Source organism: Amycolatopsis jejuensis (assembly GCF_000717335.1).
GTDB lineage: Bacteria > Actinomycetota > Actinomycetes > Mycobacteriales > Pseudonocardiaceae > Amycolatopsis > Amycolatopsis jejuensis.
This window is the reverse complement of record NZ_JNYZ01000010.1, coordinates 41,746-53,969: the sequence shown is the minus strand read 5'-3', so window position 1 is coordinate 53,969 and position 12,224 is coordinate 41,746. Positions and strand designations below refer to the sequence as shown.

5 protein-coding genes are annotated in these 12,224 nt (G+C 70.4%); all 5 read left to right on the top strand.

Annotation, left to right across the window (positions count from 1 at the left end):
• Positions 1–11: 11 nt before the first annotated feature.
• Genes asnB through OO71_RS13885 form a run of 5 tightly spaced genes read left to right on the top strand, consistent with a single transcriptional unit; the run spans position 12 to position 12,120 of the window.
• A complete protein-coding gene (asnB, locus tag OO71_RS13905; RefSeq protein ID WP_033290184.1) occupies positions 12–1,853 on the top strand; it encodes an asparagine synthase (glutamine-hydrolyzing) in 1,842 nt (613 codons plus the stop codon).
• Positions 1,854–1,864: 11 nt separating this feature from the next.
• Positions 1,865–3,073 (top strand): cytochrome P450 family protein, encoded by a 1,209-nt coding sequence (locus OO71_RS13900; protein ID WP_033290183.1) that lies wholly within the window; start codon positions 1,865–1,867, stop codon positions 3,071–3,073.
• Positions 3,070–4,629: a (2,3-dihydroxybenzoyl)adenylate synthase gene (locus tag OO71_RS13895; protein ID WP_033290182.1), complete on the top strand. Its 1,560-nt coding sequence runs from the start codon at positions 3,070–3,072 to the stop codon at positions 4,627–4,629. The genes OO71_RS13900 and OO71_RS13895 overlap by 4 nt, the downstream gene beginning before the upstream one ends.
• Entirely contained in the window at positions 4,622–5,779 is a 1,158-nt protein-coding gene (locus tag OO71_RS13890) for a cytochrome P450 (RefSeq protein WP_245633660.1), read from the top strand. The genes OO71_RS13895 and OO71_RS13890 overlap by 8 nt, the downstream gene beginning before the upstream one ends.
• A gap of 29 nt (positions 5,780–5,808) precedes the next feature.
• On the top strand, positions 5,809–12,120 hold the full coding sequence (locus OO71_RS13885) for a non-ribosomal peptide synthetase (protein ID WP_051791530.1): 6,312 nt from the start codon (positions 5,809–5,811) through the stop codon (positions 12,118–12,120).
• Positions 12,121–12,224 lie beyond the last annotated feature (104 nt).

Genomic DNA, 12,224 nt, shown 5'->3' with positions numbered 1-12,224 from the left:
AAGGACTCGAGATGTGCGGGATCACCGGGTGGGTCGCCTTCGGCGCCGATCTGACCGAACGCCGTGACGTGGTGGAGGCGATGACCGCGACGATGTCCGCGCGCGGCCCGGACGGCGGCGGGACGTGGGTCCGCCCGCACGTCGCGCTGGGGCACCGCCGGCTCGCGGTCATCGATGTGCCGGGCGGGCGCCAGCCGATGGAAGTGTCCACTCCGGACGGTCCGGTGGTGATCGTCTATTCAGGAGAGACGTACAACTTCCCCGAGCTGCGCGCAGAACTCGCCGCCGGTGGGCACCGGTTCACCACGAACAGCGACACCGAAGTCGTGCTGCGCGGTTATCTGGAATGGGGAGACGGGGTCGCCGAGCGGCTCAACGGCATGTACGCGTTCGCGATCTGGGACGACCGGGTCGCGCGGCTCGTGCTCGTGCGCGATCGGATGGGCGTCAAACCCCTGTACTGCCACCGGACTTCCGACGGGGTGCTGTTCGGCTCCGAGCCGAAGGCGATCCTGGCCAACCCGGCGTTTCGCCGCCGCGTCGACACCGGATGCCTGCGCGAGCTCGTCGGGTTCACCAAGGCACCCGGCTGGTCACTGTGGAAGGACCTGACCGAGGTCGAGCCGGGCTCTGTGGTGACTGTCGACCGGGCCGGGCTCCGCACCCGCACGTACTGGCAGCTGGAAACCACGGCACACACCGATGACGAAGCGACCGCGGTGGCGCACGTCGCCGAGCTCCTGGACGACATCGTGTCCCGCCAGCTGGTCGCCGACGTGCCGCAGTGCGTGCTGCTCTCCGGCGGCCTCGACTCCAGTGCCGTCACCGCGCTGGCGGCCCGCGAACTGGCGGCACACGGCGGGAAACTGCGGTCGTTCTCGGTCGATTTCGCCGGTTACGAAGAGAACTTCCGGCCCGACGAACTGCGGGAGACCCCCGATTCGCCGTTCATCCGGGACGTGACCGCGCACGTCGGATCGATGCATCGCGATGTGGTCCTCGGCTCGGCCGCGTTGGTGGACCCGGCGTTGCGCCGGGCCGTGGTCGGCGCCCGCGACATGCCGATCGGCCTCGGTGACATCGACAGCTCGATGTACCTGCTGTTCCAGGCGATCCGCGCGGAGTCCACGGTCGCGCTGTCCGGCGAGTTCGCCGACGAGCTGTTCGGCGGCTACGCCTGGTTCCACCATCCAGCCGCCCGGGACGCGGACACCTTCCCGTGGCTGGCGTTCCAGAACACCTACACCGCCGACCGCGCCGCCCCATTGCGCCCCGAATTACGCACGGCGCTGGACATCGGCACCTACGTCGCCGACGAGTACGCCACGGCTGTCGCGAAGGTGTCGCACCTCGACTCCGACGACGAGCACGAGCGGCGCATGCGGACCAGCAGCCACCTGCATCTCACCCGCTTGGTCCGCGCGATGCTCGACCGCAAGGACCGGATGTCGATGGCGGTCGGGCTGGAGGTCCGGGTCCCCTTCGCGGACCACCGGCTGGTCGAGTACGTCTACAACGCACCTTGGCCGGTCAAAACCCTTGGCGGGCGGGAAAAGGGGCTGTTGCGCCAAGCCGTCGGCGGGCTGCTGCCGTCCTCGGTGGCCGAACGGGTGAAGAGCCCGTATCCGTCCACTCAGGACACTGCGTACCCGGCCGCGCTGCAGGACCAAGCTCGCGCAGTACTGGCCGAGCGCAGCACTGCGGCGTTCGAGGTATTCGACCCCGCCTGGGTCCGTGCCGCGGTGGCCAGGCCGCCGGAAACCGTGACCGGCGGGGTGCGCACCGGCCTGGAACGCGTCCTCGACTTCCACCACTGGGCCGACTGCTACGGCCCTGAACTGTCCCTGGCCTGACTGGAGTACCCATGACGGAAACCGATCTGCACCCGTTGCCGCTCGGCACGGAGTTCATCCAGGACGCGCACACCGTGGGCACTTCGCTGCGCGAAGGCTCGCCGGTGCGGTTCGTCGTGCTCCCGGGCGGATTTCCGGTGTGGCTGGTGACCGGCTACGCCGAAGCCCGCGCGGCGATGACCGACCCGCGGCTGTCCAGCGACGGCGTCTACGACCGGCTCGAACGGCTGCGCCTCGGCGAGGACGCCGAAAGCGCGTTTTCCCCGGACCTGGCGAAAAACCTGCTGAACCTGGACCCGCCGGACCACACCCGGATCCGCAAGCTGGTCGCGACGGCGTTCACCACTCGCACGGTCGCCCCGTTGCGGCCCCGGATCGAGCAGATCGCCGGTGACCTGCTCGACGAGATGGCCGGACCGGACGTCGTCGACCTGCTGCCGGCGTTCGCGTACCCGCTGCCGATCAGGGTGATCTGCGAACTGCTCGGCATCCCGTTCTCCGACCGGGACGAGTTCACCGCCTGGTCGCACACGATGGTCGCGGCGACCGGCCCGGAGGAGGTCGGCGCCGCCTCGATGCGGATGGCCGCCTACCTCGGCGAGCTGGTCGAGGCCAAACGTGCAGAGCCGGGCGACGATCTGCTGTCCCGGCTGGTACACGTGACCGAGGACGGTGACCGGCTTTCCCGGCCGGAGCTGATCTCAACCGCGGTGGTGCTGCTCACCGGTGGCTTCGAAACCACGGTCAACCTGATCAGCAGCGGCCTGCTCGCCCTGCTTCAGCATCCGGACCAGCTGGCGCTGCTGCGGGCAGACCGGTCGCTGCTGCCCGGCGCGATCGAGGAGTTCCTCCGCTATGAGACGCCGAACAACCTGTCCTCGCCCCGGTACACCACCGAACCGGTGCGGCTCGGCGGGGTCGAGATCCCGGCCGGGCAGTTCGTGATGGTGTCGTGGCTCGCGGCCAACCGGGACGCGCGGTTCACCGAGCCCGCCCGGCTCGACGTGACCCGTCGCGCCGGTGGACACCTGGCTTTCGGGCACGGCATCCACTACTGCCTCGGCGCCCCGCTCGCGCGGCTCGAAGGGGAGATCGCGTTCGGCAAGCTGCTGGAGCGGTTCCCGCGCATCGAACTCGCGGTGCCGCCGGAAGAACTGAGCTGGCGGTTCAGCACCGCGATGCACGGATTGCAGACCTTGCCGCTGCGAGTCGGCGCATGACCGGCTGGCCACCGGAGTTCGCGCGGCGATACCGGGAACGTGGGTACTGGCAAGGCCGGACTCTCGGCAGCCTGCTGCGAGAGAGCGCCCGGCGCACCCCGTCTGCCACCGCGCTGGTGGACCGCGACCGGCGCTGGAGTTACCGCGAACTCGACCGGGACGCCGACCGGATCGCGGCGGGTCTGCGTGCCTGCGGCTTGCGGCCCGGAGACCGGATCTTGGTGCACCTGCCCAATGTCGCGGAGTTCGTGCTGCTGCTTTTCGGCTGTTTCCGGGCGGGGATCGTGCCGGTGCTCGCGTTGCCCGCGCATCGGGAGAGCGAGCTGACCCACCTGGCCGCGGCATCCGGATCGGTGGCATTCGTGACCGACCGGGCTGGTCTGCTCGACCTGCCGCTGGTGTTCGTGGTGGGCGACGATCCGGGGCCACACCGAGGTTTCGCCGATCTTCTGTCCGAAGTGGACGATGAGGTCGACGAAGCGGACCCGTCGGACGTGGCGGTGCTGCTCCTGTCCGGCGGCACGACCGGCCTGCCGAAACTCATCCCGCGCACGCACGACGACTACAGCTACAACCTGAGAGCGAGCGCCGAGGTCGCCGGGCTCGACGCAACGACGGTCTACCTGGTCGCATTGCCTGCCGCGCACAACTTCCCGCTCGCCTGCCCCGGCCTGCTCGGCACGCTGTGGGCAGGCGGCACGGTGGTGCTCGCGACGAGCGCAGACCCCGAGACGGCGTTCCCGCTCATCGCACAGGAGCGGGTCACGACCGTCGCCCTGGTTCCCCCGTTGGTGCTGGTGTGGCTGGACGCGGTGCCGTCGCTGGCACCGGACCTGAGCAGTCTCCGCCTGGTCCAGGCGGGTGGCGCGCGGCTGAAACAGGAGGCAGCACGGCGGGTCCGGCCGGAACTGGGGGCGGCGCTCCAGCAGGTCTACGGCATGGCCGAAGGCCTGCTGAACTTCACCCGGCTCGACGATCCCGACGACCTGGTCACCGGCACCCAGGGCATTCCGCTGTCCGAGGACGACGAGGTCTTGCTGGTCGGCCCGGACGGAAGCCCGGTACCCGCGGGAGCGCCGGGCGAACTCCTGGTCCGCGGACCGTACACGCTCCGCGGTTATTTCGGTGCGCCGGACGAGAACCGCCGGGCGTTCACCCCGGAAGGGTTCTACCGCAGCGGCGACCTCGTCCGCCGGCTGCCCACCGGCCACCTGGTGGTGGAAGGCCGGTGCAAGGACGTGATCAACCGTGGCGGAGACAAGGTCCCGGTCGAGGAGGTGGAAAACCTGCTGCTGACCCATCCGGACGTACGCGACGTCGCCATCGTCGGCTACCCCGACCAGCTGCTGGGGGAGCGCACCTGCGCCTTCGTACTAGCACCCGGCGAGCCACCCGGCCGGGCCGATCTAGTCGCCCACCTGCGGCGGATCGGCGTGGCCGCGTTCAAACTGCCGGACCGCGTTCGCGTGCTGGGGGATTTCCCGCGCACTGGGCTCGGGAAGGTCGACAAAGCCGCACTCGCGATGCTGGCGGCAGGAGGGAATTCCGGTGTCTGAAACGTACCCGTTCAATTCATCGGCCGGTCTTGAACTTGCGGATGCTTATGCCGAAGCACAGAACGCGCCGGGGCTCGTCCGTGTCCAGTTGCCTTATGGCGAACCGGCGTGGCTCGCGACCCGGCATGCCGACGTGCGTTTCGTGCTGTCCGATCCCCGGTTCGGCCGGGCCGCGTCGCTCGAACGTGATTCGCCACGGGTGACCCCGCAGAAGCCGCTCGGCATCGTGGCCATGGATCCGCCTGACCATCCGCGGCTGCGGCGGCTGGTCACGGGCGCGTTCACCCGGGCGCGGGTCGAGCGGCTGCGCCCGCGGATCCGGGACCTCGCCGAATCCGCCGTGACGGCGCTGGCCGGAGCGGGGGCACCGGCGGATTTCGTGCAGTACGTCGCGCTTCCGGTGCCCATCGAGGTGATCTGCGAGCTGCTCGGGGTACCCGCAGCCGATCGGCGGCGATTCCGGAGCTGGAGCGAGGCCCTGCTCTCCACCAGCGACCGGACCCCCGGCGCGGCGGCGACTGCCCGGCTCGCCAGGTACATGGCCGAGCTGATCGCAATGCGCCGCGAGACCCCGGCCGACGACCTGATCAGCGCGCTGACCGAAAACAGCGAGGGTGCGTCGCCGAAGGAGCTCGTGGAGCTGTGCATCGCCATTCTCGTCGGCGGCTACGAGACCACCGCCGCACAGCTGGCCAACTTCGTCTTCGTGCTGCTGGCCGAGCTTCCCGGCGAGCTGACCGGGCTGCGTGAGCACCCGGAGCGCGTCGGGCCGCTGGTCGAGGAACTGCTGCGGTACGTGCCGACGGCGGTCGCCGCCGCAATGCCCCGGTACCCGGCGGAGGACGTCGAAGTCGGCGGTCAAGTGGTACCCGCGGGCGAGCCGGTCCTGGTGGCTCTCGCCGCGGCGAACCGGGATCCCGCCCGGTACGGCTGCCCGGGTCTGCTCGATCCCGATCGCGACAGCAGCGGCCACCTCGCGTTCGGCCACGGGGTCCACCATTGCCTCGGTGCCACGCTGGCCAGGGCCGAACTGCAGGAGACCCTGCTGGTCCTGGCCCGGCGGCTGCCCGGACTCCGCATTTCCGGCGCGTTCGACTGGAAATCCGCCGCCTTCTTCCGCGGTCCCGCCGCGCTTCCGGTGTCCTGGTGACACCCTCGACCCCGAAGGGAATTCCCGCTGTGCCCCACGATCCGACCGATCCCGCGGCCCTGCCCGCGGTACTGGCCGACCTGCTCGACATTCCGGAGGACACCCTCGATCCGGGTACCGACCTGATCGGCCTCGGCCTCGATTCGATCTCCATCATGCGACTGTCCGGAGCCTGGCGGAGCGCCGGACGGCACGTCCCGTTCGCGGAACTCGCCGCGGAGCCGACCCTCGGTGCCTGGCAAGCATTGCTGGCCGCGGCGGGTCCGGCAAGTCCGGCCGGACGGGCCGAAATCGACGAAACCGCCCCGTTCCCGCTTGCCCTCATGCAGCACGCGTACTGGGCGGGCCGGGCACCCGGGCAGCAGCTGGGCGGAGTCGCAGCGCACTTCTACCACGAGTTCGACGGCGTCGCGGTGGAACCGGAACGGCTGGAGCACGCGGTACGGGCGGTGTTCGCGCGGCACGGCATGCTCCGCGTCCAGGTCCTCGACGACGGCACCCAGCAGATCCTCGACCGCAGCCCCTGGCCAGGCCTGCGGGTACACGACCTGCGGGCGCTCGAACCAGCTGCCGCGGAGTCTAAAGTGGACAGTCTACGTCGCGAGCTCTCACACCGGCGGCTCGACATCGGGTCCGGCGAGGTCTTCGACGTCCAGCTGTCCCTGCTGCCCTCCGGTACCCGGGTGCACGTCAACCTCGACATGATCGCGGCCGACGCCTTGAGCCTCCGGGTGCTGCTCGCCGACCTCGCCGCGTACTACACCGGGCGCGACCCAGCGCCGTTGTCTTACAGCTACCCGCGTTACCTCGCCGAGGACGCCGGCCGCCGGGGCGGCAGCGCGGCCGATCGGGAGTACTGGACCCGGCGCCTGCCCGATCTGCCCGGCGCACCGCAGCTGCCCGCCGCAGCAAATCCGGCCGACGACGCAACGACCGTCGTCCGCCGGCACCGGCTGCTCGATGCCGCCGCGACCGAAGCTTTCGCAAGCGCAAGCCGTCGTCACGGACTGACCCCGGCGATGGCGCTGGCCGCGGTGTTCGCCGAGGTGTTGACTGCGTGGAGTGCGGATCCACGGTTCCTGCTCAACCTGCCCCTGTTCGACCGGGAGCCGCTGCATCCCGACGTGGCCGGTCTGGTCGGTGACTTCACGTCGTCAGTCCTCCTCGCCTGGGACGGCACCACGGCAGGTTCGTTCGCGGACCGAGCGAAGGCGCTGCAGGACCGTTTCCACGCCGACGTCGCACATTCGGCTTGTTCCGGCGTCGAGGTATTGCGGGAAGCCGCCCGCCTGCACGGAGAACGCATCCTGGCCCCAGTGGTCTACACCAGTGCGCTCGGGCTGGGGCCGCTGTTCGCCGACGACGTCCGGCGCAGTTTCGGTGAACCGTCCTGGATCATCTCGCAGGGCCCGCAGGTCTGGCTGGACGCGCAGGTGACCGAGTTCGACGGCGGGCTGCTGCTCAACTGGGACGCGCGGGAGGACGCCTTCGCGCCAGGCGTGCTGGACGCGATGTTCACGGCCTACCGCGAACTCCTCGACCGGCTGCTCGCTGAACCCGCCGCTTGGACCGGCCCGGTGTCCACCCTGCTTCCGGCCGATCAAGCAGCGGTGCGGGCCGAGGTCAACGACACCGGCACGGAGCCGGTCGGCGCCCGGCTGCACGACGGGTTTTTCGCCTACGCGGCAACACATCCCGACGCGGTAGCGCTCCGGTGGGGTGCCGACGGGATTCTCGGCTACGGCGAGCTGGCCGAGCGCGCCCTGGCAGTCGCCGGGGACCTGGCCGCCCGCGGAGTGCAGCCGGGAGACCTGGTCGCGGTCTCCCTCCCCAAGGGGCCGGACCAGGTGGTCGCGGTCCTGGGGGTGCTCGCCGCGGGGGCGGCGTACCTCCCGATCGGCGTCGACCAGCCGCCCGCCCGTCGCGAGCGCATCCTGTCTTCGGCCGGGGCGCGCGTGGTGCTGACCGACGTTGCCACCAAGGCCCCGCCGTTGCCCGCGCCGGTTCCGGGATCGGCGGACAGTCTGGCTTACGTGCTCTACACGTCCGGGTCGACCGGCACCCCGAAGGGAGTCGAGGTACCCCATGCGGCCGCGATGGCCACGATCGCCGATCTCACCACTCGATTCGGGCTCGGGCCGGCAGACGCGACGCTTGCCTTGTCCGCGCTGGAATTCGACCTGTCGGTATTCGACCTCTTCGCTCCGCTGAACAGTGGCGGCGCAGTCGTATGCGTGACCGAAGCCGACCGCCGCGACGCGCTGGCGTGGGCGCGGTTGCTGCACACCCATCGGGCGACGGTGCTCAACTGTGTACCGGCGCTGCTCGACATGCTGCTGACCGTGCTGGACGCGCAACCAGTCCCGCTGCGGCTGGCGCTGCTCGGCGGCGACTGGGTACGGCCGGAGCTGGCGGAACGGCTGGCGCGGCAGGTGCCCGGCTGCCGGTTCGTCGCGCTGGGCGGGACCACGGAGACCGCGATCCATTCGACCGTACGGGAAGTGACCACGATCGATCCCCAGTGGACGTCGGTGCCCTACGGCACTCCGCTGGGTGCGGTCCGCTGCCGCGTGGTCGACGCGCTCGGCCGGGACTGTCCGGACTGGGTCCCCGGCGAGCTGTGGATAGGCGGCGCCGGGGTCGCGCTCGGTTATCGAGGGGATCCGGAGCGGACGGCGGACCGGTTCGTCACGCACGACGGAATCCGCTGGTACCGCACCGGCGATCGGGCCCGCTATCACCCGGACGGCAACCTGGAATTCCTCGGCCGCGCCGACTACCAGGTCAAGATCCGCGGACACCGGATCGAACTCGGCGAGGTGGAGGCGGCCCTGCAGGCACACCCCGGCGTCAACCGGGCGACTGCCGTGCTGACTGCGGATCACCGCCTCGGCGCCGTGGTGAGCGGACCGCAGCCGCCGGACGAAAAAGCGTTGCGCGCCTTCGCGGCTACGCTGCTGCCGAGCGTGATGGTCCCGGACCGGATCGCCAACTTGGGCGAATTTCCGTTGACCGGCAATGGAAAGATCGACCGCCGGGCGCTCGTCACAATGCTGGGTACCGTGGGGGAGAGCGCGGGCAGTCCGCCGCAGACCGAGGCGGAACGGGCAGTCGCCGCAGCCTGGCGAGATGTCCTCGGCGCCGGTGAAGTGCTTCGTGAGCACGATTTCTTCCGCCTGGGCGGGGATTCCCTGCTCGCCACGCGGGTACTCGCCCGGCTGCGGGCCGACGGGTTCGACGGCGTCGCGCTCGGCACTTTGTTCAGTCATCCGGTACTGGCCGATTTCGCGACGACCCTGCATCGAGGTGCCCCCGCGGCGTTGGCCGTCCTCGCCGCCAACCCCGCCGACCGGCACCGGCCGTTCCCGCCCACCGACGTCCAGCAGGCCTACTGGCTAGGCCGGAACGAGGAGTTCACCCTCGGCGGAATCGGATGCCATTTCTATCGTGAGTACGACATCGAGGACCTAGACCTGTCGCGGCTGGAGGACGCGGTGAACCTTTTGGTCGCCCGACACGAGATGCTGCGGGTGGTCTTCGACGCGCAGGGCGAGCAACGGATCCTGCCGGAGGTGCCGAGGTTCCGCATCGAGGTGACCGAGGCCGGTGACGACCCCGACGGCGCGTTCGCTGCGCAGCGGGAAGCGTTGTCCCATCAGGTTTTCGACCCAGCGAAGTGGCCGTTGTTCGCGATCGGGGCGGTCCGCGACGGCACTCGCACGAGACTGGCCGTCGGCATCGACAACCTGGCTCTCGACGCGCTCAGCATTCTCACCTTCTATTCGGAGCTGTCCCGCGCCTACCTCAACGCCGAGCTTCCCGCACCGGGACCGTCCTTTCGCGACTACGTCGTCGCGACCGCCACGCCGCCCCTCGAAGAAGACCGCCGCTTCTGGCTGGAGCGGGCGTTGCCTCCAGCGCCGCAGCTGCCGCTCGCGGTGGATCCGGCGATCGTCCGGCCGGTCTTTACCCGGCGCCGCGCGGTAGTGGACGCTTCGCAGTGGCGGCGGATCACCGCACAGGCCAGGGCGCACGGGGTCACTCCGTCGGCGGTGCTGCTGACGGCCTTCGCCGAGGTGCTGGGCCGCTGGAGCGCCCAGCCGGAGCTGACCCTGGTGCTGACGTTGTTCGACCGGAAGGACGTGCACCCGGAGATCGGCCGGGTACTCGGCGATTTCACGTCGCTGCTGCTGGTCGGGTACCAGCCGGACGCCGGGCAGCCGTGGTCCGAGCGGATGCGCGCGGTGCAGGGACAGCTGTGGGAATCCCTCGATCACCGCGACTTCTCGGCGGTGCGGGTACTGCGTGAACTGGCCCAGCGCACCGGGTCCGGCAGCACCGGCATCCCGGTCGTGTTCACCAGCGCGCTCGGGGTCGGCGCGGACGAGGGGCCGGGGTACCCGTTCACCGAGCAGGTCTGGGGTGTTTCGCAGACTCCCCAGGTGTGGCTGGACCACCAGGTCGTCGAGTATCGCGGTGGGGTCGAGCTCAACTGGGACGCGGTCGAGGAACTGTTCCCGGCCGGACTTCTGGATGCGATGTTCGAGGCCTACCAGGAACTGGTGCGCACGCTGGCGGACGGCACTTGGTCGGCGGCGCCGCGGATGGAACTTCCCGCCGCACAAGCCGCGGAGCGGCGCATTGCCAACGATACTGCAGCAAAGCAAGGCGAGGCTGTGCTGCACCTGCCGTTTTTCCAGCGGGCGCGCGAAACTCCGGACGCGCCCGCAATCCTCGGCGCGGGGCTCACTTACCGCGAGGTCGCCGGCCGGGCCCTGCGCGTCGCCGGATGGCTGAGCGCACAAGGTATCGGGCCGGGTGACACCGTCGCGGTCTGCCTGCCGAAAGGCCCGGACCAGATCGTCGCCGTGCTCGGGGTCCTCGCTGCGGGCGCCGCCTATGTGCCCGTGGGTGTCGACCAGCCCGCCGCTCGCCGCGACCGCATCTTCGCCATCGCTGGCGTGCGTCTCGTGCTCGACGACCTCGCCGTCACCAATGGGGCGGACCCGGTGCCCGAGCCGGTGCCGGTCTCGCCGGACGCGTTGGCGTACCTCATCTTCACCTCAGGTTCGACCGGAGAGCCGAAAGGCGTGGAGATCACCCACCGGGCCGCGGCCAACACCGTGGAAGACATCGTTGCGCGCTACCGGATCGGCGCGGCGGACCGGGTACTGGCGGTGTCCGCGCTGGACTTCGACCTGTCCGTCTTCGACATCTTCGGCCTGCTCGGCGCCGGAGGTGCGGTGGTGACGATCGGCGAGTCCCTTCGCCGAGATCCGCGTGCCTGGGCCGAATTGGCGCACCGGCACCGGGTAACCGTGTGGAATTCCGTACCGGCATTGCTCGAAATGCTCTTGCTGGTACCCGATCCGCCGGACCTCCGTCTCGTGCTGGTGTCCGGCGACTGGGTGGGGCTCGACCTGCCCGCCCGGCTCGCTGACCTGCGGCCCGCCGCGCGGATGATTGCGCTCGGCGGTGCCACCGAAGCGTCGATCTGGTCCAACGCCTTCGACACTGCGGATCTCGACCCCGCGTGGCCGTCTGTCCCTTATGGACTCCCGCTGCGCAACCAGCGGTACCGCGTGGTGGACGCGTCCGGCCGGGACTGCCCCGACTGGGTTCCCGGCGAGCTGTGGATCGGCGGTACCGGCGTCGCCCGTGGTTACGCCGGCGCGGCTCAGCTGACCACGGCCCGCTTCGTCGAGCACGACGGGATGCGCTGGTACCGCACCGGCGACCAGGGCCGGTATCGGCCGGGCGGGCTGCTGGAGTTCCTGGGGCGCACTGACGACCAGGTGAAGATCCGCGGGTACCGGATCGAGCTCGGCGAGGTCGAAGCGGCGCTGACCAGTCACCCGGCGGTCTCCGGTGCGACGGCGGTCGTGGCAGGCGGACGGCTCGCGGCCGCCGTGGTGGGTCCGGTGCCGGCCGGCGAGGTGCTCGCCCATGCCTCGACGGTCCTTCCGGGCCATATGGTCCCGGATCAGCTGCTCGTACTCGACCGGATTCCGCTCAGCGCCAACGGAAAAGTCGACCGTGCGCAGGTTGCTGCGTTGCTGGACGATACCCGCGGACCCACGGGTGAGCCGCCATGTGGAGCCGTCGAGAACCGCATCGCCGCGCTGTGGCGTTCGGTGCTGGACCTCCGCGAGGTAGGCCGGGACGACAGCTTCTTCACCCTCGGCGGCGACAGCGTCCGGGCGATCCGGTTCATCGAACAGGCCGCGCGCGAACTGCGGTACGAGATCGAACTGCCGGGCTTCTTCGCGGACCCGACCGTCCGCGGCGTGGCGGCGCGGCTGCCGGTTCCGGACGGGGAGGTCGAGGAAGGCGTCCTGTGAACCCCGCCGACCGGCCGGGTGGCACCAGCCACCCGGCGGCCAGGTCCGGCCGGTCCGCCGATGCCGCCGCGAGCCGCCCGCGCGAACGATGGAAGCGAGGAAGG

Coding starts and splice junctions, on each gene's coding strand:
- asnB (WP_033290184.1), top strand. CDS start 12: ATGTGCGGGATCACCGGGTGGGTCGCCTTCGGCGCCGATCTGACCGAA.
- OO71_RS13900 (WP_033290183.1), top strand. CDS start 1,865: ATGACGGAAACCGATCTGCACCCGTTGCCGCTCGGCACGGAGTTCATC.
- OO71_RS13895 (WP_033290182.1), top strand. CDS start 3,070: ATGACCGGCTGGCCACCGGAGTTCGCGCGGCGATACCGGGAACGTGGG.